At 70.4% G+C, this 22,753-nt stretch carries 22 protein-coding genes and 2 tRNA genes; 14 read left to right on the forward strand and 10 right to left on the reverse strand.

Going from position 1 to position 22,753, the window contains the following annotated elements; all coding sequences use genetic code 11:
* Nucleotides 1–196: 196 nt before the first annotated feature.
* A complete protein-coding gene (locus tag ACZ7EG_RS04110; protein WP_471071908.1) occupies nucleotides 197–2,062 on the forward strand; it encodes a putative bifunctional diguanylate cyclase/phosphodiesterase in 1,866 nt (621 codons plus the stop codon).
* Here the strand turns inward: ACZ7EG_RS04110 and ACZ7EG_RS04115 are convergent.
* Together ACZ7EG_RS04115 and ACZ7EG_RS04120 are read right to left on the reverse strand one after the other, a co-directional pair.
* A complete protein-coding gene (locus tag ACZ7EG_RS04115; protein ID WP_471071911.1) occupies nucleotides 2,032–3,150 on the reverse strand; it encodes an LLM class flavin-dependent oxidoreductase in 1,119 nt (372 codons plus the stop codon). The two genes, ACZ7EG_RS04110 and ACZ7EG_RS04115, sit on opposite strands and share 31 nt — an antisense overlap.
* 91 nt (nucleotides 3,151–3,241) lie before the next feature.
* Nucleotides 3,242–3,511, reverse strand: coding sequence for a hypothetical protein (locus ACZ7EG_RS04120; protein ID WP_471071914.1), 270 nt, complete (start codon nucleotides 3,509–3,511; stop codon nucleotides 3,242–3,244).
* Between the two features lie 259 nt (nucleotides 3,512–3,770).
* Between ACZ7EG_RS04120 and ACZ7EG_RS04125 the strand changes: the two genes are divergently transcribed.
* Nucleotides 3,771–3,992, forward strand: coding sequence for a hypothetical protein (locus ACZ7EG_RS04125; RefSeq protein WP_471071917.1), 222 nt, complete (start codon nucleotides 3,771–3,773; stop codon nucleotides 3,990–3,992).
* 362 nt (nucleotides 3,993–4,354) lie between these two features.
* On the opposite strand, the gene ACZ7EG_RS04130 is transcribed toward ACZ7EG_RS04125, so the two are convergent.
* Both ACZ7EG_RS04130 and ACZ7EG_RS04135 read right to left on the reverse strand, forming a co-directional pair.
* Complete coding sequence (locus ACZ7EG_RS04130) at nucleotides 4,355–5,086, reverse strand: maleate cis-trans isomerase family protein (RefSeq protein ID WP_471071920.1); 732 nt, start codon at nucleotides 5,084–5,086, stop codon at nucleotides 4,355–4,357.
* A complete protein-coding gene (locus ACZ7EG_RS04135) occupies nucleotides 5,083–5,898 on the reverse strand; it encodes a maleate cis-trans isomerase family protein (protein ID WP_142163762.1) in 816 nt (271 codons plus the stop codon). The genes ACZ7EG_RS04130 and ACZ7EG_RS04135 overlap by 4 nt, the downstream gene beginning before the upstream one ends.
* A 196-nt stretch (nucleotides 5,899–6,094) precedes the next feature.
* On the opposite strand from ACZ7EG_RS04135, the gene ACZ7EG_RS04140 reads away from it, so the two are divergent.
* Together ACZ7EG_RS04140 and ACZ7EG_RS04145 are read left to right on the forward strand one after the other, a co-directional pair.
* Entirely contained in the window at nucleotides 6,095–7,042 is a 948-nt protein-coding gene (locus ACZ7EG_RS04140; RefSeq protein ID WP_471071922.1) for a D-2-hydroxyacid dehydrogenase, read from the forward strand.
* A gap of 17 nt (nucleotides 7,043–7,059) precedes the next feature.
* The gene (locus ACZ7EG_RS04145) at nucleotides 7,060–8,475 is read left to right on the forward strand and encodes an amidase (protein ID WP_471071925.1); all 1,416 of its coding nucleotides are present in this window, start codon (nucleotides 7,060–7,062) and stop codon (nucleotides 8,473–8,475) included.
* Here the strand turns inward: ACZ7EG_RS04145 and ACZ7EG_RS04150 are convergent.
* Nucleotides 8,456–8,950 (reverse strand): DUF3830 family protein, encoded by a 495-nt coding sequence (locus ACZ7EG_RS04150; protein ID WP_471071928.1) that lies wholly within the window; start codon nucleotides 8,948–8,950, stop codon nucleotides 8,456–8,458. The genes ACZ7EG_RS04145 and ACZ7EG_RS04150 overlap by 20 nt on opposite strands.
* 107 nt (nucleotides 8,951–9,057) lie before the next feature.
* Here ACZ7EG_RS04150 and ehuB point away from each other — a divergent pair, with 107 nt between their 5' ends.
* The 6 genes from ehuB to ACZ7EG_RS04180 all read left to right on the forward strand — a co-directional run bounded on the left by ehuB (nucleotide 9,058) and on the right by ACZ7EG_RS04180 (nucleotide 13,271).
* Complete coding sequence (gene ehuB, locus ACZ7EG_RS04155; RefSeq protein ID WP_471071931.1) at nucleotides 9,058–9,987, forward strand: ectoine/hydroxyectoine ABC transporter substrate-binding protein EhuB; 930 nt, start codon at nucleotides 9,058–9,060, stop codon at nucleotides 9,985–9,987.
* On the forward strand, nucleotides 9,984–10,700 hold the full coding sequence (ehuC, locus tag ACZ7EG_RS04160) for an ectoine/hydroxyectoine ABC transporter permease subunit EhuC (protein ID WP_471071934.1): 717 nt from the start codon (nucleotides 9,984–9,986) through the stop codon (nucleotides 10,698–10,700). The genes ehuB and ehuC overlap by 4 nt, the downstream gene beginning before the upstream one ends.
* Complete coding sequence (gene ehuD, locus ACZ7EG_RS04165) at nucleotides 10,697–11,347, forward strand: ectoine/hydroxyectoine ABC transporter permease subunit EhuD (protein ID WP_471071937.1); 651 nt, start codon at nucleotides 10,697–10,699, stop codon at nucleotides 11,345–11,347. Before ehuC ends, ehuD begins: the two co-directional genes overlap by 4 nt.
* Nucleotides 11,337–12,134, forward strand: coding sequence for an ectoine/hydroxyectoine ABC transporter ATP-binding protein EhuA (gene ehuA, locus ACZ7EG_RS04170; protein WP_471071940.1), 798 nt, complete (start codon nucleotides 11,337–11,339; stop codon nucleotides 12,132–12,134). The genes ehuD and ehuA overlap by 11 nt, the downstream gene beginning before the upstream one ends.
* Before the next feature lie 208 nt (nucleotides 12,135–12,342).
* A complete protein-coding gene (locus ACZ7EG_RS04175) occupies nucleotides 12,343–13,101 on the forward strand; it encodes an IclR family transcriptional regulator (RefSeq protein ID WP_471071943.1) in 759 nt (252 codons plus the stop codon).
* 96 nt (nucleotides 13,102–13,197) lie between these two features.
* Nucleotides 13,198–13,271: transfer RNA gene (locus ACZ7EG_RS04180), tRNA-Lys, on the forward strand.
* 35 nt (nucleotides 13,272–13,306) lie between these two features.
* Here ACZ7EG_RS04180 and ACZ7EG_RS04185 read toward each other — a convergent pair.
* The 5 genes from ACZ7EG_RS04185 to ACZ7EG_RS04205 all read right to left on the reverse strand — a co-directional run bounded on the left by ACZ7EG_RS04185 (nucleotide 13,307) and on the right by ACZ7EG_RS04205 (nucleotide 17,337).
* On the reverse strand, nucleotides 13,307–13,471 hold the full coding sequence (locus ACZ7EG_RS04185; protein ID WP_471071946.1) for a hypothetical protein: 165 nt from the start codon (nucleotides 13,469–13,471) through the stop codon (nucleotides 13,307–13,309).
* A 40-nt stretch (nucleotides 13,472–13,511) separates the two neighbouring features.
* Nucleotides 13,512–13,976, reverse strand: a complete 465-nt coding sequence (locus ACZ7EG_RS04190) for a DUF3592 domain-containing protein (protein ID WP_471071949.1) — start codon at nucleotides 13,974–13,976, stop codon at nucleotides 13,512–13,514.
* 106 nt (nucleotides 13,977–14,082) lie between these two features.
* Nucleotides 14,083–14,688 (reverse strand): lytic polysaccharide monooxygenase auxiliary activity family 9 protein, encoded by a 606-nt coding sequence (locus ACZ7EG_RS04195; protein WP_471071952.1) that lies wholly within the window; start codon nucleotides 14,686–14,688, stop codon nucleotides 14,083–14,085.
* Nucleotides 14,689–14,789: 101 nt separating this feature from the next.
* Nucleotides 14,790–15,911 (reverse strand): SPFH domain-containing protein, encoded by a 1,122-nt coding sequence (locus ACZ7EG_RS04200; protein WP_471071955.1) that lies wholly within the window; start codon nucleotides 15,909–15,911, stop codon nucleotides 14,790–14,792.
* 112 nt (nucleotides 15,912–16,023) lie between these two features.
* On the reverse strand, nucleotides 16,024–17,337 hold the full coding sequence (locus ACZ7EG_RS04205) for a peptidoglycan-binding protein (RefSeq protein ID WP_471071958.1): 1,314 nt from the start codon (nucleotides 17,335–17,337) through the stop codon (nucleotides 16,024–16,026).
* 196 nt (nucleotides 17,338–17,533) lie between these two features.
* Here ACZ7EG_RS04205 and ACZ7EG_RS04210 point away from each other — a divergent pair.
* The 4 genes from ACZ7EG_RS04210 to glxA all read left to right on the forward strand — a co-directional run bounded on the left by ACZ7EG_RS04210 (nucleotide 17,534) and on the right by glxA (nucleotide 22,683).
* Nucleotides 17,534–17,607 (forward strand) — tRNA-Lys (locus ACZ7EG_RS04210).
* A gap of 98 nt (nucleotides 17,608–17,705) precedes the next feature.
* Nucleotides 17,706–18,419, forward strand: a complete 714-nt coding sequence (locus ACZ7EG_RS04215) for a FadR/GntR family transcriptional regulator (RefSeq protein ID WP_471071961.1) — start codon at nucleotides 17,706–17,708, stop codon at nucleotides 18,417–18,419.
* A 326-nt stretch (nucleotides 18,420–18,745) separates the two neighbouring features.
* Nucleotides 18,746–20,746: a glycosyltransferase family 2 protein gene (locus ACZ7EG_RS04220; RefSeq protein WP_471071964.1), complete on the forward strand. Its 2,001-nt coding sequence runs from the start codon at nucleotides 18,746–18,748 to the stop codon at nucleotides 20,744–20,746.
* Nucleotides 20,743–22,683, forward strand: coding sequence for a radical copper oxidase GlxA (gene glxA, locus ACZ7EG_RS04225; RefSeq protein ID WP_471071967.1), 1,941 nt, complete (start codon nucleotides 20,743–20,745; stop codon nucleotides 22,681–22,683). The genes ACZ7EG_RS04220 and glxA overlap by 4 nt, the downstream gene beginning before the upstream one ends.
* Nucleotides 22,684–22,753: the final 70 nt, after the last annotated feature.

The following is a 22,753-nucleotide window of genomic DNA, read 5'->3' on the forward strand; positions in this document are numbered from 1 at the left end:
GGCGACACCCCCGAAGCACTCACAGAACGTCACAACTGGTCGGGGGCCTGAAGAAGCCGTCCAGGTGCGTGCAGAAACGATCTGGCAGAAGGGCCGGTTGACCGAGGAGACTGGACACCGGCTGGAAGGCCCTGGGGCCAGCCTCTATGATCGGCACACTTTCCTGACCTTTCCTGCACGGACAGAGATCGAATACATGCGGGAGCGAGCGGTGAGCGGAACCTCCGAAGGGCCGGCGCCCGCGGCAGACCTGGACCGGCCGGTCGTCACAGAGAGTGAGATCGAGACGTCTCCCCGTACCGAGCCACCGTCCCGGCAGCCCTACCGCTCGGTCTTCACGGCCGCCCCGCTCGCCATGGCGGTCGTGGACCGGGAGGGCACGGTCGTCAGCGCCAACGACGCGCTCGCCACGCTGCTCGGCACCGGCCCGGACGGGCCGGCCGGGTCCGTCGCCGCCGACCTGGTCGACCTCACCTCCGACGCCCGCACCTGGCACGCCTACCGCGAGGTGCTGCGCGGCCGGCAGTCCCGGTTGCGCTGCACGCGCCGGCTCAAGCACCCCGACGGGCACTCGCTGTGGGTGCAGGTGACGGTCACCCCGCTGCCCGCCGAGGACGACGGCGTACTGCTGTCCGTCGCCGACATCAGCGCCCGCCGGGAACTCCAGGCCCGGCTGCGGCACTTGCAGATGCACGACCCGGTGACCCGGCTGCCCAACCGCACGCTGTTCTTCGAACGGCTGTCGGCCGCGCTGGAGGCGGAGTCCTACGAGCGGAGCGGCACGGGCCGGATCGGGCTGTGCTACCTGGACCTGGACGGCTTCAAGGCCATCAACGACACCCTCGGGCACCGCGTCGGCGACCGGCTGCTGGCCGCCGTCGCCGAGCGCCTCATGCGCTGCGCGGACGAGGCGGGGCACTCACGGACCAGCATCCCGCTGGTGGCCCGGCTCGGCGGTGACGAGTTCGCGCTGCTCGTCGAGGACTCCACGGGCACCGAACAGCTGGCCGAACTGGCCGAGTCGGCGCTGCGCGCGGTCCAGGACCCCTTCGACATCTCCGGACAGCGGCTGTCGGTCTCGGCGTCGATCGGGGTCGTGGAGCGGCACGCCGCGGGCACCACCCCCACCGCACTGATGCAGGCGGCCGACACCACGCTCTACTGGGCGAAGGCGGACGGCAAGGCCCGCTGGACGCTGTTCGACCCGGAGCGCAACGCCCACCGCATGACCCGCCAGGCCCTGGCCTCCACGCTCCGGCCGGCCATCGACCGGGGCGAGTTCCAGCTGGAGTACCAGCCGCTGGTGGGCATGGAGGACGACCGGCTGCACGGGGTCGAGGCGCTCATCCGCTGGAATCATCCTCAGTTCGGCGTACTGACGCCGAATCGGTTCATCGGACTTGCGGAGGAGGACGGTTCCATCGTCCCGCTGGGCCGCTGGGTGCTGCGTACGGCCTGCCGGCAGGCCCGGCGGTGGCAGCTTGACCACCCGGACGAGCCGCCGATCTTCGTCAGCGTGAACGTGGCGGTGCGGCAGGTCTGGGACTCCGACCTGGTGGCCGACGTGGCTCAGACCCTGGCCGAGACGGGCCTCGCGCCGCATCTGCTCCAGCTGGAGCTGACGGAGTCGGCGGTGATGGGCTCGGCGGGCCGCCCGCTGCAGACCCTGAAGGCGCTCAGTGACATGGGGGTGCGGATCGCCATCGACGACTTCGGCACCGGCTACTCCAACCTCGCGTACCTCAGCCGGCTGCCGGTGTCGGTGCTGAAGCTGGACGGATCGTTCGTGCGTGGCTTCCAGTACGACGACCGGGAGGCGGCCGCCCGCGCGAACCCGGCCGACGCGGTCGTCGTGGAGGCGATGATCCAGCTCGCGCACCGGCTCGGGCTGACCGTCACGGCCGAATGCGTCGAGACCTCGGCGCAGGCGACCCGGCTGCGCAGCATCGGCTGCGACACCGGACAGGGCTGGCTCTACTCCCGCCCGGTGCCACCGGACCGCATCTCCGAGCTGCTGGGCACCCCGGACGTTCAGGCCGAGGCGGGCGTCGGCAACCCGTAGGCGTCGGCGATGAGTTCGTAGGAGCGTACGCGGACGTCGCCGCCGTGCGCGTTGGCCGTGATCATCAGCTCGTCGGCGCCGGTGCGCTTGGCGAGGTCGTCCAGGCCGGAGCGCACCTCGTCCGGGGTGCCGTGGATGACGTTGGCGTTCCAGGAGTCGACGAATTCGCGCTCCATGGGGCTGAACTCGTAGGCCTCCGCCTCCTCCGGGGTGGGCACGAGGCCGGGGCGGCCGGTGCGCAGCCGGACCATGCTGAGGGCGGCGGAGAGCACCTGCCGGCGGGCCTCCCGCTCCTCGTCGGCGGCGAACGCGGAGACGCCGATGAGGGCGTACGGCTCGTCGAGCACGGCGGACGGCTGGAAGGACTCCCGGTACAGGTCCAGGGCCGGGATCGTGTTCTGCGCCGAGAAGTGGTGCGCGAAGGCGAAGGGCAGGCCGAGGACACCGGCCAGACGGGCGCTGAAGCCGGAGGAGCCGAGCAGCCAGAGCGGCGGACGGTGCGGGGACTGCACGCCGCCGGGGGACGTGGCCTGCACAGGGCCGGGGACCGCGTGGATGCGGCGGTACGGATGGCCGTCGGGGAAGTCGTCGTCGAGGAAGCGGGTCAGCTCGGCGAGCTGCTGGGGGAAGTCGTCGGCGCCCTCGTTCAGCCGTTCCGTGCGGCGCAGGGCAGCGGCCGTGGCGCCGTCCGTGCCGGGGGCGCGGCCGAGACCGAGGTCGATCCGGCCCGGGGCCATGGCCTCCAGCGTCCCGAACTGCTCGGCGATCACGAGCGGGGCGTGATTGGGCAGCATCACACCGCCCGAGCCGAGCCGGATGCGGTCGGTGTGGGCGGCGAGGTGGGCCAGGATCACGGCCGGGGAGGAGGAGGCCACGCCCGGCATGGAGTGGTGCTCGGCGACCCAGTAGCGGTGGAAGCCGCGGTTCTCCGCGAGGCGGGCCAGGTCGACGCTGGTGCGCAGGGCGTCGGAGGCGGTGCGGCCGGCCCCCACGGTGACCAGGTCCAGTACGGACAGGGGGACGGGGGCGCTGCCCTGTGCTGCGCCGCGTATCTCGTCTGCCGCGCCGCGTGTCTCGTCTGCCGCCACGGTGGGGTGCCTCCTACTGTGGGCCGTGTGCTGTCGTTCCGGCCCTAACAGGGGACTGTCTCCGGTTATTCCCCGGGGGGCGTGACCGGGGTCAGGCGGCACGCTCCCAGTCGCTGCGGACACTGTCGTGCGGAGGCGGGCGGTCGGCCTTCTCGCGCGCTCGCAGGACGGCCCAGGCGAGGGCTGACACACAGACGAGCCACCAGGGCAGCGGCCACACGGACCCCCACCAGCGGGCCCGGGGATGGAGGAAGGCGTCCGCGGCGGCGGAGACCATGGCCGCGGCCAGGCTCCAGCACAGCAGGCGCCCGGCCAGCTGGACAGCGCTTGCAGAGGATCTGAACGGGCCCGGTTCGGCCATCGGGAGTCCTTCACGGCACGACTGGCTGCGGACGTGGCCAGTGTGCACGGAATGGACGGCGGAGGGGGAACGCGCTTTCGGTCAATCGAAGTTTCGTCTGATGTGGCGGAGTTGAGCATTCCTCAGCACCGGGTGGGGTGTTGAAGCGCTTATGTCCCCATGTGCACCGAAGAAGGGGTGGGACCGATTCCGGCCCCCATGGAGAGCACGTTCGAGGGCATGGCCCCTTTTCTCAACCGCCCTGGGGCACTCGGACTCCATGACGACTGGTGCGCACCGGGTGGCACGAGCGGCCGGCTGCCTCAAGGCGGCGTTCGTGGTGGCCGTCGGCATGAATCTGGCCGCGGCCCTGTGGGACCCGAGTGGAGCCCTGTGGAGGGCGGCCCGGGCGACGGCGAGTGTGCTGTTCACGCTCGCCCTCGTCGCCTACATCGTGCTGCGGGTGCTCCGGTGGCGTCGCACGCGGAGCGGCCGTCCGTGAGCGGGGACAGGACCGGCCTGCGCGCCCGCCTGCGCGGCGCGGTCGCGGCGGGCTGCTTCGGAGCCGTGGTCGCAGCCCCACAGGAGCTGCTCGACTCCGGTGCCGGCTGGGACTTCCTCCTGACCATGTCGGTCGGAGCAGTCACCGGCTCAGCCTTCGGCTTCGCGTTTCCCTCGGTACTTCGCGGCGGCCGCCGGGAGATGCCCACCGTCCCACCACCGCCGTCTCCCCCACCCCCACCACCGGAGCCTCCCCCACCCCCACCACCGGAGCGAAGGACGTAAACCCTGGGGTGACTCGGGCCGTTGCTTCCTCGCCCGCCACGGCGCCGGCCGCAGGGGGCGAGGATCAGGCCTCCTGCCTCAGGCCTGGACGACCGGCTCACGTGTGAAGAGCGCTCCCAGCTCCGGCGCGTTCACCCGGCGGTCCGCCAGGCGCAGGCCCTCCCAGACCGTGACCTGGTTGGCGGTGAGGATCGGCTTGCCGAGTTCCTTCTCCAGGGCCTGGATGTGGGCGGCCGTGTGGAGGGCCGTGTCGGGCAGGAGGAGCGCCTCGGCGTCGGGGTGGTCGGAGTTCCGGGCCAGGGCGAGGAGTTCGGCCTCGCCCCACGTGCCGACCTCGGCGGCCGTGATGATGCCGGAGCTGTTGACCGACACGACCTCCACACCGGCCGCGCGGAGGAACTCCGCGAAGAGCCGCGCCACGTCCTCCGGGTAGGTCGCACCGATCGCGACCCTGCGCGCCCCCACCTCCCGCACGGCGTGCACGAAGGCGAAGGACGTCGACGAGGCCGGCATGCCGGCGGTCTGGGCCAGGGCGCGGACCTGCTCCTGCGCGCCGTCCCACCCGTAGACGAAGCTGCCGCTCGTGCAGGCCCACACCACGGCGTCCGCACCGGCGTGCCGCAGTTCCTGGACACCCGTCGCGAGCCGCCCGGCGGAGCCCATCTCGAGCAGCGCGTCCACCCGGTGCGCGTCCTCACCGATGTCGGTGTGCACCAGCTCCACCCGGATGTCGCTGCCCAGCAACTGCTCGATGCGCGGATAGTCGTCCTCGGCGGAGTGGCCCGGGTAGAGAAATCCCAGTGCTGTCATGTCCAGCCTTCCTGCTGCTGCTCTTCTTCCGGCAGTACGGGACCGGGGTCCGCCCCCGGCGCTGCGGGACCGGAACGCGCCGCCGGATTGATCAGCGCTTGGTACGGCCCCACCGCACGGGTACCCAGTCGGCGCAGTGCCGCCCACATCGTCACTTGGTTGGCCGAGATCACGGGGATGCGCAGCTCGGCCTCCAGCTGGGGGATCACGTCGTACGTGGGCAGGTTGGTGCAGCTGATGAACAGCGCGTCGGCGTCACCGCGGACGGCCTGCCGCGCCATGTCCACCACCTCCCGGTAGGGGACCTTCCAGATGTGGCGGGTCAGCCCCATGAAGGCGCAGCCGGAGATCGTGACACCGGCCTGGGCGACGTAGGCCTCCAGCGACTGCGTCACCGAGACCGTGTACGGCGTCACCAGCGCCACCCGGCGCACGTCCAGCTCCACCAGGGCCTCCAGCAGCGCGCCGGAGGTGGTGATCGCCGGTACGGCGCCGGCCCGGCTCATCGCCTCGCACATCGCCCGCTCGCCCATCATGCCGCCGACGAAGCTGCCCGACGTGCAGGCGTAGGCCACGACCTCGGGGGCGATGGCGTTGAGCGTGCGGACCGCCTCACTCAGCGTCTCGTGCTCGCTGACCAGGCGGGCCAGGTCGAGACTCACCTCGACCGGCACGAACGGTGTGCGGGTCATATGGAGGGAGACCTCGTCCGGCACCCAGCGCCACAGTTCGCGGTCGAGTGCGAAGTCGAAGGGGGCGACGACGCCGACCCCGCGCTGCGGGCTGGGCCCGCCGAGAAATGAGACGTCCATGGCAGGCACCGGCCTCACGCTGGGCAACTAGTGTGCAACGGATCGTGGGAACGCCCGTGTTGACGACGGTAGGTTCGGGTGCGAGCGTGGTCAATCCGCCCGGATCACTCCTTGGTCAACACCGGGTTAACTCGTCGTCACCGACCGGCGCCCCGGGGCCGGCCGGCCCCGCCGATCGGCTGGAGAACGGCTGCTCATGCCCACCCCCACCCTCCTCGTCCTGGACGCCGAACCCCTCCCCCGCCTCGGCCGCCTCACCGGCCGCGCCCGTATCGAACACACCGACGCGGCGCATCTGGCCGAGCGCCTCCCGCGCGCGGATGTACTCCTGGTGTGGGACTTCACCTCGCGCGCCGTGCGAGACGCCTGGCCGGGCGAGGGCCCGCGGCCACGCTGGGTGCATACGGCCAGCGCCGGCGTGGACCATCTGATGTGTCCGGAACTCGCCGCTTCAAAGACGGTGGTGACGAACGCGCGCGGCATCTTCGACCAGCCGATCGCGGAGTACGTCGCCGCGCTCGTCCTGGCGATGGCCAAGGATCTGCCGCGCACGCTGGAGCTGCAGCGGAAGCGGACCTGGCGACACCGCGAGTCGCACCGGATCGCCGGGAGCCGGGCCGTGGTGGTCGGGTCCGGACCGATCGGCCGGGCGATCGCGCGCACGCTGGGGGCGCTGGACATCACCACCGCGGTCGTGGGCCGTGCCGCGCGCTCCGGCGTGCACGGCCCGGAGGACCTGGACCGGCTGCTGGCCCGCGCCGACTGGGTGATCGCGGCGGCGCCGCTCACCGACGAGACGCACGGGATGTTCGACGCCCGCCGCTTTAGCCTGATGCAGCCGTCCGCCCGGTTCGTCAACATCGGCCGCGGCCAGCTGGTCGTCGAGGACGCGCTCGCCGAGGCCCTGACCAAGCGCTGGATCGCGGGCGCCGCCCTGGACGTCTTCGAGGCCGAACCCCTGCCGTCCGAAAGCCCGTTGTGGCAGGCACCGGACCTGATCGTGTCCCCGCACATGAGCGGCGACGTCGTCGGCTGGCGCGATGAGCTCGGCGCCCAGTTCGTGGAGCTCTACGAAACCTGGGCGAGCGGGGAGCCGCTGAAGAACGTGGTCGACAAGCAGCGTGGGTACGTACCGGGTCACTGACGTTCCTTGGAGGGTGGATGACCGAGCTCACCGACCTGACCGCCGTACGGCTCCTCGAGGGGTACCGCAAGGGCGAGTGGAGCCCCGTGGAGGCGACCCGGGCGGCGCTGGAGCGGGCCGAGGCGATCCAGCCGGAGGTGAACGCCTTCGTCCGGCTGACCGCCGAGGACGCGCTGGAGCGGGCCGGGGAGTCGCAGGAGCGATGGCGGCGCGGTGAGCCGCGCGGGCTGCTGGACGGGGTGCCGGTCACCGTCAAGGACATCCTGCTGCAGCGCGGGGCGCCGACCCTGCGCGGGTCGAGGGCCGTGGATCCGGCGGGGCGGTGGGACGAGGACGCGCCGTCCGTGGCCCGGCTGCGCGAGCACGGGGCGGTGTTCATCGGCAAGACGACGACCCCCGAGTTCGGCTGGAAGGGCGTGACGGACTCGCCGCTCAGCGGTGTGACGCGCAACCCGTGCGACCCCTCGCGCACCGCGGGCGGGTCGAGCGGCGGCAGCGCCGCGGCCGTGGCGCTCGGCGCGGGACCGCTGTCGCTGGGCACGGACGGCGGCGGCAGTGTGCGCATCCCCGCGTCGTTCTGCGGGATCTTCGCGCTGAAGCCGACGTACGGGCGGGTGCCGCTCTACCCGGCGAGCGCGTTCGGCACGCTGGCGCACGTCGGGCCGATGACCCGGGACGCGGCGGACGCCGCGCTGCTGATGGACGTCATCGGCCATCCGGACTCGCGCGACTGGTCGGCGCTCGCGGCCCCGGCCGGTCCGTACACGGACGGCCTGGCGGGCGGGGCCGGGGTACGCGGGCTGCGGGTCGCGTACTCGCCGGCGCTGGGCGGGCAGGTGGCGGTGCAGCCTGAGGTCGCGAGGGCGGTGCGGCGGGCGGTGGAGCGGCTGGCGGAGCTCGGCGCGTACGTCACGGAGACCGACCCGGACCTGACCGACCCGGTGGAGGCCTTCCACACCCTGTGGTTCAGCGGGGCGGCCCGGGTGACCCAGCACCTGGGCCCGCACCAGCGGGAGTTGCTGGACCCGGGGCTGCGGGAGATCTGTGCGCGGGGCGCCCGGTACTCGGCGCTGGACTATCTGGCCGCGGTGGACGTCCGGATGGACCTGGGCCGTCGGATGGGCCGTTTCCACGACACCTACGACCTGCTCGTCACGCCGACCATGCCGCTCACCGCGTTCGAGGCGGGCGCCGAGGTACCGAAGGGTTCCGGCCACCGGCGGTGGACGGGCTGGACCCCGTTCACCTACCCGTTCAACATGACGCAGCAGCCCGCGGCGAGCGTGCCGGTCGGCTCGGACGCGGACGGTCTGCCGATCGGTCTGCAGCTCGTGGCCGCCCGGCACCGGGACGATCTGGTGCTGCGGGCGGCCCACGCGCTGTACGAGGCGGGGGTGGCCTCCGGCGGCCGGCCTACGCCCTCCGGAAGCTGAGCGACTCCCCCGCCGCTCCCGACCTCCACAGGTCGTTGCACGCCTCGGCCATGGCCTCCAGGCCGTCGACGACCTGGCCCCAGACGATGCCCGGGACCCAGCCGACATCGCCGTTCAGCAGCAGGTTGTTGCGCTCGTAGAACAGGGCCAGGTCGACGAGCGTGGTCCCGGCGCGGACCTCACGGTCGTAGCCGTAGGCCTTGGTCCCCAACTCCGCCCCGGCGAAGGTGAAATAGCACAGGTCGCCGGGAATCGGAGTGATGGTCGGGTTTTCCAGGGGTGGTTCGGTTTCGGCGAAGGGCGGGAAAAGGGCGTAGATCTCGTTGCGTGCGTACTTCGCGTGGTAGACGTCGCCGGCCAGCGGAAGGGAATCCCAGACGGCCGCGCAGGTGATCGGCGCGCGGTCGTCCAGCAGCCTGGCCGTGCAGGTCACGTCGCGCTTGACCAGCGAGACTTCGATGTAGCGATCAGCCATGCCCTCCATGGGAGTGCCCGCCGCCGCTGAGGTCAAGAGCGCACGGGGTGAGTGCGGGGCTTGAAAAGATCGGCATAACTCGGAGGCGGTCGGGTAGCCGCGCGCCCATGGCTCCACCACAGAGAAGCCCATTCAGAGGTCCCGACCCCATACCCCGGCCCGTCTCCGGGCCCACGCGCCGGTCGCTGCTCGCGGGGGTGGCGGCGCTCGGCGCGCTGGGCGCCGCCGGATGCAGCAAGGTCGCCACCGCCTCGGACGTCAAGGGCGGTGACCTGCTCGGCCGGCTCCGGGCGGCGGGCGTCGTCCGGCTCGGCATCGCCGGCGAGATCCCGTTCGGCTTCATCGACACGAACGGCGAACTGACCGGTGAGGCACCGGAACTGGCCAAGGTGATCTTCAAGCGGCTCGGCGTCGACCGGGTGCAGCCCGTGCCGACCGAGTTCGGCTCGCTCATCCCGGGCCTGAACTCCCAGCAGTTCGACGTCGTGGCCGCCGGGATGTACGTCAACCCCGAGCGCTGCGAGCAGGTCATCTTCGCCGACCCCGACTACCAGATGCTCGACTCGTTCATCGTGCGCAAGGGCAACCCGAAGGGGTTGCACAGCTACAAGGACGTCGTCGAGAAGAAGGCGAAGTTCGCCACCGGGACCGGCTACGCCGAGATCCAGTACGCCGTCGAGGCGGGGTACAAGGAGAGCGAGATCCTGATCGTCCCGGACCAGGTCGCGGGCCTGAACGCGGTCGAGGCGGGGCGTGTGGACGTGTTCGCCGGTACGGCTCTCACCGTACGCGAGGTGGTGAAGAAGTCCGCCAAGGCGGAGGCCACCGAGCCGTTCAAGCCGATCGTGGGCGGCAAGCCGCACGTCGACGGAGGCGCCTTCGCGTTCCGGCCGACCGAGACCAACCTGCGCGACGCCTTCAACGTGGAGCTGCGCAAGCTCAAGAAGAGCGGTGAACTCTTCCGCATCCTCAAACCCTTCGGTTTCACGAAGGCCGAGATGACGGAGCTGACCGCGAAGGAGCTCTGCGGCGGATGACCTCGGGACTCTGGGAACTCGTACTCAAGGGCGTCTGGGTCACGGTCCAGCTGCTCGTCTGCAGCGCCCTGCTGGGCGCCGCGGTGTCCTTCGCCGTCGGCGTCGCGCGCACCCACCGGCTGTGGATCGTCCGCTTCCTCGCGGGCGTCTACACCGAGGTGTTCCGCGGCACGTCGGCGCTGGTGATGATCTTCTGGGTGTACTTCGTGCTGCCCATCGCCTTCGGCTGGCAGCTGGTGCCGCTGTGGGCGGGCACCCTCGCCCTCGGCCTGACCTACGGGGCGTACGGCTCCGAGATCGTGCGCGGCGCGCTGAACGCGGTCGACCCGGCGCAGAAGGAGGGCGGCATCGCCCTCAGCTTCACGCCCTGGCAGCGGCTGCGGCTGATCCTGTTGCCGCAGGCGGTGCCGGAGATGATCCCGCCGTTCTCCAACCTGCTGGTCGAACTGCTCAAGGGCACCGCCCTGGTGTCCATCATGGGCATGGGTGACCTGGCGTTCAGCGGCAACCTCGTGCGTCTGGCGCTCCAGGAGAGCGCGGAGATCTACACGATCGTGCTGCTGATCTACTTCGTGATCGCCTTCGTTCTGACCCGCGGCATGCGGGGCCTGGAGCGCAAGCTCAAGGCCGGCACGGGCAAGCAGGTCGGGAGCACGCCCGACCAGGAGCTGGACCGTCCGCAGACCACCGGTGTGGGAGGTGCTGTCGCATGAAGTGGGACTGGAGCGCTGTGAGCGGCTTCCTGCCGCACCTCTGGGACGGTCTGCTGGTCACCCTGCAGATCCTGGCCCTCGGCTCGGTGATCTCGTTCGCGCTGGGCCTGGTGTGGGCGCTGCTGATGCGGGTGCCCTCGCGCTGGGTGACCTGGCCGGTCGGCGTGGTCACGGAGTTCGTCCGCAACACCCCGCTGCTGGTGCAGCTGTTCTTCCTCTTCTACGTGCTGCCCGAGTGGGGCCTGACCTTCTCGGCGCTGACCACCGGCGTCTTCGCGATCGGCCTGCACTACTCGACGTACACGATGCAGGTCTACCGGGCCGGTATCGAGGCCGTGCCGGTCGGCCAGTGGGAGGCGGCGACGGCGCTGAACCTGCCGCTGCGCCGGACCTGGACCGCGGTGATCCTGCCGCAGGCGGTGCGCCGGGTCGTCCCCGCGCTCGGCAACTACGTCATCTCCATGCTCAAGGACACGCCGATGGTCATGGCCATCACCGTGCTGGAGATGCTCGGCCAGGCGCGCCTGTACTCGCAGGAGCACTTCCAGTTCACCGAGCCGCTGACGGTGATCGGCGTGGCCTTCATCGTCATTTCCTACCTGGCCTCCCTTGCCCTGCGAGCCCTGGAGCGACGCCTTGCCCACTGACACTCTCCCCAATCCCGGGACCAACCCCGAGAAGAACCCCGCCCAGAGCACCGGCGAGCTGATCCGGCTGGAGCAGGTCACCAAGCGGTTCGGGAGCAACACCGTCCTGGACCACCTGGACTTCTCGGTCGACGCCGGCAAGCACGTCACCCTGATCGGGCCGTCCGGGTCCGGCAAGACCACGATCCTGCGGCTGCTGATGACCTTGCTCAAGCCCGACGAGGGCACGATCACGGTCGACGGGCAGCAGTTGTTCCCGGCCTCCGACAAGCAGGTCCGCGAGGTCCGCAAGAAGATCGGGATGGTGTTCCAGCAGTTCAACCTGTTCCCGAACATGACGGTGCTGCGGAACATCACCGAGGCGCCGGTCACCGTCCTCGGCATGTCCAAGGACGAGGCGGTGGAGCGGGCCAAGGGCCTGCTGGAGATGGTGGGCCTGGCCGACAAGTGCGACGCGCACCCGGCCCAGCTCTCCGGCGGCCAGCAGCAGCGGGTGGCGATCGCCCGGGCTCTGGCGATGCGCCCGCAGGTGCTGCTGCTGGACGAGGTGACTTCCGCGCTCGACCCCGAGCTGGTCGCCGGCGTCCTCGACGTCCTCAGGGACATCGCCCGCTCCACGGACATCACGATGCTCTGCGTGACCCACGAGATGAATTTCGCCCGGGACATCTCCGACCGGGTACTGATGTTCGACAACGGCCGGATCATCGAGTCGGGCACACCGGAAAAGATCTTCAGTGATCCGGAGCTGGACCGGACCCGGGAGTTTCTCAGCGCAGTGCTGTGACTACAGCTGGTGAACAGGCAGAACACCCCGCCCTTTGACCGGGCCGCGACTGGGGCATGCTTCTGGCACATGCCAGAGTGCCATTGCCCCAGTCCGGGGCCCCGGGAATCTTGTCAACCCCCGCTCCCCGCAAGCCCATTGCCGGTTAACCTGGAAGAGGTTCACTGACCGGATTACGGCCCTACAGCAAGCGCAGGGGGAGACCACCGTGGCGCTGAAGCACGAGCCGACCACCCCGTACCACTCGGCCCAGGAAGCCCTGCGCGTCCTGGAGACGGTGGCGCGCGGTACCAGCGGCGTCACCGACGCCGAGATAGCCCTGCACACCGGTATCGCACCGGAGCGACTGACCACGCTCCTGCGCATGCTGCGCCGCGAGGGCTACATCGAGCAGATCACCGACGGCGCCTACGTCACGGGCGAGACCCTGGCCCGCCTCGGCTCCGCCCACCACCGCGAGCAGGCCCTGCGCGACAAGCTCCAGCGCGCCCTGGACCGGCTGCGGGACTCGGTCGGCGCCGCCGTCTACATGAGCCGGTACGTCGACGGCGAGATCAGCATCACCCAGTACGCCGACAGCCCGTCGGCGCCCGCGGTCAACGAGTGGGTCGACTTCCGCTCCTCGGCCCACGCCACCGCCATCGGCAAGAGCCTGCTCACCCAGCTCGACCACGCCGGCCGCCGCGACCACCTCGCCCGGCACAAGATGGCCCGCCTCACCTCGCGCACCATCACCAGCGACCGGCTCCTGCTCTCCCGCCTGGAGGCGCAACCGCCCACCGTCCCCGTCCTGGACCTCCAGGAATACGCGATCGGCACAGTCTGCGCGGCCGTCCCGATCACGGCCGGCTCCTCCGTCGGCTGCCTGGCCCTGTCCCTCCCGATCGAGCACGCCCACCGCCTGCGCCAGGCCGCGGACACCCTCAACCGCCACGCGGCACCGGTGCTGCTCTCGATGACGATCTAGCCCTGCGCCGGGTGGTCCGGAGCACCCCCCGGCATTGGGTAGTATTTTCTCGTCGCCCACCGCGGAACACGATTCCGCCAGGGGGGCGAGAGTCATGCGCCGCTAGCTCAGTTGGTTAGAGCAGCTGACTCTTAATCAGCGGGTCCGGGGTTCGAGTCCCTGGCGGCGCACGGATGAGGGGCCTCTCGTGGGAGCGAGGGGCCCCTCAGCACGTCTCGGATCCCCTTCGGTCAGCCTGCGGTACGCCCCCTGCCCGGGCGGCCGCCACCTCGTGGTGCGTCAGAGTCCGGTCCTCGTACCGCAGGCCGGGGCGGTGGTCGCCCCACCGGGCGGCGATGAGTTCCGCGACCGTGCTCGCCCTGGAGTCCATGGGCGCGCACGGTAGCCGACGCAGCGTCAGGTGTGGAGCGCTACGGCTGCAGGAAGTCGCCCACGGCGGAGAACATCGTGTACGTCACCGCCATGAAGCCGATGGCGAAGAGGATGAACGTGCCGAGGAAGGCGAGCAGACATCCCGTGCCCGCGACGAGCTTCCCCTGCGCCGGGGGCCTGGCCGTGGCGCGCTCCGGGTGGTCCGCCGGGTAGTGCACGGTGACGATGTCGCCCTCGAGGGTCGTCCCCGGCCCGCCGTGCTCCTCGAAGCGGACGCCCCGGCCGTCGCGCGTGGTGAACGCGTACACGTGGTGCAGAGTGGTGTGCACCGAGCTGTCGCCGCCCCCACTCGTCGTGGTGTACGACCGCAGACAGCGGGCCTCGGCGGTCAGGCCGCTGTTCCAGGCGCGGCTGATCCGCACGGAGCGGCGGATCACCACGACCACGGCACAGGAAGCGCCCGCGATCATGAGCGTGGGCACGATGTAGAACAAGGCTTCCATGAGCTCCCCCGATGCCCTGGGCGGCCTTCGAGCGGCCGGCGTGGCAGGAACTTACCCACACCGGCCGCAGCGGTGACTCAAGAGAAGCTCAGAGGTTCGGAAGGGCTCAGAAGGTCACGTCCGAGCAGGCGTAGAACGCGTTGGCCGTGTCGGCGATCGTCCACACGGCCACGATGACGTGCCGGCCGCTGAGCCCGGTCGGCAGCCTGCCGCTGTGCGAGAGCGTGGACGGCGGGCGCTGCCCGTTGTACGGCACCGTGAAGAACGGGGTGAGGTTGAGGTCGGAGCGGGCCAGGTTGTGGTTCTGGTTCCAGCCCGGCTTGGTGACGTAGTACTTGAAGTCGGTCGTGGCGTGCATGGCCGTGAACTGCCAGCGGAACGTGTAGTTCTGGCCGCCCGTCACCCTGGTGGCGGGCCAGGCGCCGCCGGACGGCGTCCGCGGTGCGCTGAGCTGGCTGAACTGGCCGAGGCCGGCGTTGCAGATCTGCCCGTCGGCGGGGCCGGAGGCCGGGAAGCCCTTCGGGCCCTCGACGCTCTGCGGCTCCCACTGGATCGAGCCGCAGTTGGTCACGGTGCCGTTCTGGCAGAGCTTCTGCCGGCTGATGGGGAGGTCGGTGTAGCCGTGGCCGCTGGCACCGCCGGAGGAGAACACGAGGGCTCCGGTCGTGGCCAGTCCCACCGCGGCTGCGGACAACTTGGTCCTGGTACGCATGCTGCCGCTCCTGGAGAACGTGGGGGAGGTTCGGTGAGCCGTGCATGTAGGTCTAGACCAAGTTCGAGATTATGGGCACTGGTTGAACATGTCCATACCAATCACGGGGCTGTTTCTCCCCGGCCGGCGCAGAACGCCACCGTCAGGTCCTTCACCAGCACCTTCCGCTCGTAGTCGTCGAGTTCGACCAGCCCCCGCATCGTCAGCCGGGTCACCGTGTCCTCCACCGAGTCCACGACAGAGGTGAGCACGCTCGCCCGGTGCTGCGCGTCCAGCGCGGCGATCCGGCGGCGGTGCATGGCGGCGGCCACCTCGGGGGCGTACTCCACCCGCACCGGCTGCACCGAGAACACCTCGAGGCCGACCGGGGCCGCGTCCGCCGCCACCAGCCGGGTCAGCGCCTCGGCAGCCGTGTCCCCGGCGCCCCGCGGCCCGCCCGGCATCTCCACCGGCACCCGCGCCAACGCCGCCGCGACGCACTCACGCAGATACGCCTCGTGGTCCTCGACGCCCAGCATGGCCCGGGCGGTGTCCCGCACCCGCCACACCACCAGCACGACCACCCGCAGCGCGACCCCGCCCCCGTCCACCGCGGGCACGGGCTCGCTGCGCCAGTGCCGCAGCCGTACGTCCACCCGGCGGCGCAGCAGCAGCGGGTTGACCCACAGCAGGCCGGAGCGCCGGACGGTCCCCCGGTAGCGGCCGAACAGGTCCAGCACCCAGGCCCGCCCGGTGCGTCCCCGGGCCAGCCCGCCGAGCCCGAACAGCCCGAGCGCCCCGGCCCCCGCGTACGCCGCCCACTGCGCGGGGCCGAGCCCGGCCCCGGCGTACGCGGGCAGCCGCAGCGCCTCCAGCGCCAGCGGCGGCAGCACCCCCGCCCACCAGGAGGTGGCCACGCACCCGGCCGCGCCACAGGCCCCGGCCAGGACGCCCGCGGCACCGGGCAGCACCCGCGCGGGCCGCTCCACCAGCCCTGGGTCGACCTCCGGCACCGGGCGCTTCGGGGCGGCGGCCGGGCGCCTGAGGCGCGGCTGCTCCCCCGTGCCCTGCCTGCGGCCGACGACCGCCGGCCTCACCGGCACCGGTGCGGGGTCGGGGTCGTCGCGGAAGAGCAGGTGGACGGGGATCTCGGTGGTGGCCTCGTTCTGGATGAGCCGGGCGGGCCGGGCCGGTCCGTCGCCCGGCCCGTCGGACTCGGACGTGTGGGAAGTGGTCGTACTCATGCGTGCCTCCAGCCTCCGCGCCAGATGCGTCACAACGGTGGTCCCGGATGCGGGACCCTCGGGGGCCCGACCGGGATGGGGGCCCCGGAGGGGGCCGAGGGACCTCGGGGTCCTACGAGAAGAGGCGCCGCCAGGTTTCCGGGCCCGGATAGCCGTCCGCCGCGCCGCCCCGCCAGCCCTGGGTGCGCTGGAAGGCCTCGACGCCGCGCCGGTCCGCCTCGCTCCAGGCCGGCCCCGGTCCGATCCGGTAGAACCTGCCGAACCCCTTCCGTACGAGCTGATCGCCCAGCTGGGTGACGTAGATGTTGTTCGCGCCGGGGCGGAACAGCGCCCGCCCCGGGTAGCCGGGGACCCCGTGGGAGGCGGGCGGCGGGCCGACCGCCCCGTCCTTCACGTCCTCGCCCTGGGCCGTGACCAGCAGCTCCCAGGTGCGCGGGTCGGGCAGCCCCTCGGCTTCCGCGCCGGTCCAGCCCTGGGCCAGCTGGAACGCCCGGGTCGCCCGCCGGTCGGCATCGGTCCAGCGCGGCCCCGGGCCCGACGCGTACGCGCCGCCCGCCCCGCGTGCGACGAGCATGCGGCCGAGCTGCGTGACGTACTTGTTGTTCGCGCCGGGGCCGAAATACACCGCTCCCGGGTACGGAGTGGCGGCCGGGGCGCCGGCCTGTCCGTCGTCCTTCCCGGAGACCGACTCCTGCGCGGTGACGCCCTTGTAGCGGTAGGGCACGTACCGGTCGGAGTTGTTCCAGTAGGCGTACGGGGTGGACTGCCGGCGGGTGTGCGGTGGGGTCTGCTCGTAGGCGGTGTAGGAGGTGTGCGTGCTGTCCGTCCAGCCGCCGAAAATGGTGACATGCGAACCTTTCTCGGGGTCGGACGCATTGTGGAACAGCAGAATGTCGCCCGGCTGGAGTTCCTCCTTGGAAATCTTCTCCCCGTACGCCGCGAGGCTGCCCGTCCATTCATTTCCGGGCAGCCGCCAGGCCATCGATACATAGCCCGAACAGTCCTGCCGGTAACCGTCGGACCAGTAGGCGCTCATGTTGTACGGCACTTTCGCGGCGACCCAGGTCTTGGCCCTGTTGATGATCTCCGCGCGAGTGATGGCAGTGGGCTCGGGGGCGGCGGAGGGCTCTGGCGGAAGACCTGGGGGGCCGTGCAGCGGGGACGTCGCACCCTGAGGGGTATCGGGCTCGTCACCTGCGGGAATGCCCGGTCGGTGCGGGGCGTGCGGGGCCGCTGCGGCCGGTACGGTGTGGCCCGCGCCGAGGGCGGCGGAGGCCACGGCGGCCAGGGCGAGAGCCCGGTGCGCCGCCGGGTGGGCGCTTGCGCGGCCGGCCCAGGAATGCGGGAGAGCGCGGCGCCAGTGGACGCAGCCCGGGCAGTCGCAGTCGCTCGCAGGGTCGATTTCCTCGAATACCGGCGACTCCATGCGATTCCCCTCACACTTCCGGCGGAAAATGCGGCGCCCGGGCACCGGAGGGCGCGCCTGGCCAGTTTCGCAACTGTCTTCCCTGCGCGCATGCTGACGGTCCGAATGATGTACGCGAGCGCCTCGCCGGGGCCCGCACCCCCGGGCGGTGGTCAGGAGCACCTCTCGACGTCCTGTAGGGTTACGACGTCAGCAGGCGCCGCTAGCTCAGTTGGTTAGAGCAGCTGACTCTTAATCAGCGGGTCCGGGGTTCGAGTCCCTGGCGGCGCACCGACCGGAAGGCCCCTCGCGGAAGCGGGGGGCTTTTTGTATGCCGCTGTATGTCCTTTCGAGGTCCCCGTTCGGGCCTGGCCGGATACCCTCTGGCCATGGCAGCGCGTGACCTACAGGAGCGGATCAAGAAGCTCATCATCGACCGCCGGCTGGCCTCCGGGGCCCCGCTGCCGACCGAGCCCGAGCTGATGGAGCACCTCGGCGCGAGCCGGAACTCGGTGCGGGAGGCTCTGAAGGCGCTCCAGGCGATGGGCATCGTGGAGATCCGGCACGGCTTCGGTACCTATGTCGGCCCGATGTCCCTGGCCCCGATGATCGAGGGTCTCGCCTTCCGTACGGTCGCCGGGCACTACCGGGGCGAGGACTCCCTGCTCCAGTTGCTGGAGCTGAGGGAGGCGGTGGAGACGGGGCTCGTGTCCCGGCTCGCCGGGCGGATGCCGGAAGCGGACCTCCTTGAACTGGACGCGCTCGTCGACCGTATGGAAGAGCAGGCAGCGCGCGGAGCCGGCCTCGCCGAGACCGACCGGGCCTTTCACGCCACCCTCTACCGGGGGCTGGACAACGTGTTGCTGTGCGAGGTCCTGGAGGCGTTCTGGGATGCCTTCCACCGGGTCCGCACGGACCTGGGAGGCGAGCCGCAGGACCCGAAGGTGACCTGGCGGCAGCACCGGGAGATCCTCGACGCGGTGCGGTCCGGCGACTCGATGCGGGCGGAGGAGGCCATACGAGAGCACTTCGGTAACATTCGCGCCCGCCTGTCGACAACGTCTCCACAGGGCCCCCACACCCGTCACAATGAACGCGTATGACCGGTAACCACCGTGTTTCGCATCTTGCGATCATGATGAGCGCCGTAGAACCTTGGTTTTCTGGTTTTACAGGATGCCGCGATTTCGCGGCAGTTGGGGGGATTCGGAGCCGGTTGCGGACTGGGCGGGGATAGGGGCCCCGTTCATGAACCCGATGCCGTGGGGGGCATCATGCAACCGGAAGGTCGCGTTGCCGTGTCTATAGGGTGTGGATGACGTGGTGACTGCGACCCACCACTGATACGTCTGTGAAGGTCGAGGGGGACCAGCAGCAGGCGGTAGGAAGCTACGAAACACGCGGCTGTCCGCGTGTGGGGGGATGACTCATGACGTCGAGGCCCACGGGTGCCCGGCAGGAAAACGACCCGTCCCAGACGACCCAGCTCAGGGTGCCGGCACACCGGATGAGCACGACGGGGACGTTCCGGCGGATCAAGAAAACGCTGCCGAGATACGACTACGAGCACTACAGCCGGCTCGCTGGTCCCCTCACCCAGCCGGATCCGAACAAGCCGTACAAGGTGCAGTACCGCTCGCTCATCTCACAGGAGCCGCACCGCATCCGGGTCGCCCTGATGCTGGCCGCGGCCCCGGTGCTGTCCCTGGTGCTGCTGTTCTGGCTGCTCCAGCCCGAGCACTGGACCGAGCGCGACTACCCGGCCTTCGACTGGCTGCCCGCGCTCGACATGGTGATGCTCGTCTCGATCGGCCTGATCGAGTTCTTCCGCTGCATGAACGTGCTGTCCAACGCGCACGCCACGCTGGTGGCCCGCGACCCGATCCCGGTGGTCCCCGAGACCGGCACGAGAGTGGCCTTCCTCACCTCCTTCGTGCCCGGCAAGGAGCCGCTGGAGATGGTGACGAAGACCCTGGAGGCGGCCGTCAGGATCCGCCACCGGGGCCTGATGCACGTGTGGCTGCTCGACGAGGGCGACGACCCCGATGTGAAGGCGGTCTGCGAGCGCCTCGGTGTGCACCACTTCTCCCGCAAGGGCGTCGCAAAGTGGAACCAGGCCAAGGGCCCGCACCGCGCCAAGACCAAGCACGGCAACTACAACGCCTGGCTCGAGGCGCACGGCGACGACTACGACTTCTTCGCCTCGGTCGACACCGACCACGTGCCGCTGCCCAACTACCTGGAGCGGATGCTCGGCTTCTTCCGCGACCCGGACGTCGGCTTCGTCATCGGCCCGCAGGTCTACGGCAACTACGACAACCCCATCACCAAGGCCGCCGAGTCGCAGCAGTTCCTCTTCCACGCGCTGATCCAGCGCGCCGGCAACCGCTACGGCTCCCCCATGTTCGTCGGCACGTCCAACGCGGTGCGCATCAAGGCGCTGAAGCAGATCGGCGGTCTGTACGACTCGATCACCGAGGACATGGCGACCGGCTTCGAGATGCACCGCCACAAGAACCCGGCGACGGGCAGGAAGTGGCGCTCGGTGTACACGCCGGACGTGCTCGCGGTCGGTGAGGGCCCGAGCGCCTGGACGGACTTCTTCACCCAGCAGATGCGCTGGTCGCGAGGGACGTACGAGACGATCATCGGGCAGTACTGGAAGGGCTGGTACTCGCTGCCGCCGAGCAAGCTCTTCAACTACACGATGATGATCATCTTCTACCCGATGTCGGCCCTCAACTGGATCCTGGCGGCGCTGAGCTGCTGCCTGTTCCTGGGCCTGGGCGCCTCGGGTGTGAACATCGACCCGGCGGTCTGGCTGATGCTCTACGGCAACGCCTCCGCCCTGCAGATCGGCCTGTACGTCTGGAACCGCCGGCACAACGTCTCGCCGCACGAGCCGGAGGGCTCCGGCGGTGTGGCCGGCATGGTGATGTCCGCGCTGTCGGCGCCGCTGTACGCGAAGGCGCTCATCGACTCGATGCTGCGGCGCAAGAGCAAGTTCGTGGTCACGCCCAAGGGCGACTCGGCGAGCCCGGACCGCTGGTTCGGCACGTTCCGCTACCACTGGTACTTCGTCGCGATCTTCGGTGGGTCGATCACGGCCGGCTTCGTGTTCGGCCATTCCCACCCCGCGATGATCATCTGGGCGACGTTCGCGCTGCTGATCACCGCCTCGCCGGTGTTCGCCTGGCGCTGGCAGCTGCGGCAGGACGCGAAGAAGCCCGCCGCCCAGGGGGCGGAAGAGCCGCAGGACCCTGCGGGACCGAACCGGACGCAGCCGCTGCCCATCCCGCAGCAGCCGTCGGGGCACACCCCGCAGCACAAGCCCACGTGGGCCGCCACCCCGGGCGCAGACGGGGAGGTCGGGGGATCCGACCAGACCATGCAGATCGCCCTTGGTGGACTTGGGGGACGTAAGGAATGAACGACCGTGCAGGCCGCCGCCGGGCCCGTCGACTCGCGATCGGCACGGCGGTGGTACTCGCGCTGGCCGGGATGAACGGGCCGTGGCTCTACCGCTTCAGCACCGAGAAATACCACCAGTACACAATCAACAAGCCGGAGTACAAGGCCGCCAACGGCAAGTGGGAGATAGTCGACTTCCCCGAGGAGTACCGGCAGAACACCATCCACGCGGCGCTGCTGCGCACCGGCAAGGTGCTGCTCGTCGCGGGGTCGGGCAACGACCAGGACAACTTCGACGCGAAGAGGTTCGACACCCGGATCTGGGACCCGCTCAAAGGCACCGTCAAGAAGGTCCCCACGCCGGCCGACCTGTTCTGCACCGGCCACACCCAGCTCGCCAACGGCAATCTGCTGATCGCGGGCGGCACCAAACGCTACGAGAAGCTCCAGGGTGACGTCACCAAGGCCGGCGGCCTGATGATCGTCCACAACGAGAACCCGGACAAGCCGATCACCCTGCCGGCCGGCACCACGTTCACCGGCAAGAAGAACGGCAAGACCTTCGTCTCCAAGGACCCGGTGCTCGTACCGCGCGCGAAGAAGGTCTTCGACAAGGCGACCGGCAGATTCCTGCGCAACGACCCCGGCCTGGGCCGGATCTACGTCGAGGCGCAGAAGCGGGGCAAGAAGTTCGAGACGGGCACGCAGGACAACTACCGCGTGCACGGCCTGAAGGGCGCCGACGCCAAGAACACCTACGGCATCGCGCAGAAACTCGCCCTCGACAAGAAGGACTTCCAGGGCATCCGGGACGCCTTCGAGTTCGACCCGGTGGCCGAGAAGTACATCAAGGTCGACCCGATGAAGGAGGCCCGCTGGTACCCGACGCTCACCACCCTGAGCGACGGGAAGATCCTCAGCGTCTCCGGGCTCGACGACATCGGCCAGCTGGTCCCGGGCAAGAACGAGGTCTTCGACCCGAAGACCAAGAAGTGGACCTACACGGACAAGGTCCGGCAGTTCCCGACCTACCCGGCGCTGTTCCTCATGCAGAACGGCAAGGTCTTCTACTCGGGTTCCAACGCGGGCTACGGGCCGGACAACGTCGGCCGTGAGCCGGGCGTCTGGGACGTGGACACCAACAAGTTCAAGAAGGTCCCGGGCCTGAGCGACCCCACTCTGATGGAGACGTCCGGCACGGTGCTGCTGCCGCCGGCGCAGGACGAGAAGTACATGGTGGTCGGCGGCGGTGGCGTCGGCGAGTCCGAGAAGTCCAGCGAGAAGACCCGGATCGTCGACCTGAAGAAGGCGAACCCGCGCTTCGTCGACGGCCCGTCCCTGGACAAGGGCACGCGCTACCCGAACGCCTCGATCCTGCCCGACGACAGCGTGCTGATCTCCGGCGGCTCGGAGGACTACCGCGGTCGCGGCGACTCCAACATCTTCGAGGCGCGGCTCTACGACACGGAGAAGAACGAGCTCAGGCGCGTCGCCGACCCGCTCGTGGGCCGCAACTACCACTCCGGGTCGATCCTGCTGCCCGACGGACGCGTGATGTTCTTCGGCTCCGACTCGCTGTACGCCGACAAGGCCAACACCAAGCCGGGCGAGTTCGAGCAGCGCATCGAGATCTACACGCCGCCCTACCTGTACGGCGACGGGGACCGGCCCTCGCTGGCGGGGGGCCCGCAGACCATCGAGCGCGGCGGTACGGGGACGTTCACCTCGTCGGACGCGGCGAGGGTCAAGAAGGTCCGGCTGATCCGGCCGAGCGCCGCCACGCACGTCACGGACGTCGACCAGCGGTCGATCGCCCTGGACTTCAAGGCGTCCGGTGACAAGCTGAAGGTCACCGTGCCGGAGAACCGGAACCTGGTCCAGGCGGGCTGGTACATGCTGTTCGTGACGGACGCGGACGGGACTCCGAGCAAGGCTCAGTGGGTCAAGGTGCCCTGACGGCCGACGGCACGACGAAGGGGCGCTCTCCGCGAGGAGGGCGCCCCTTGTCCATGAGCCGGTGCGTCGG

It is taken from the genome of Streptomyces sp. NPDC037100 (assembly GCF_055606225.1).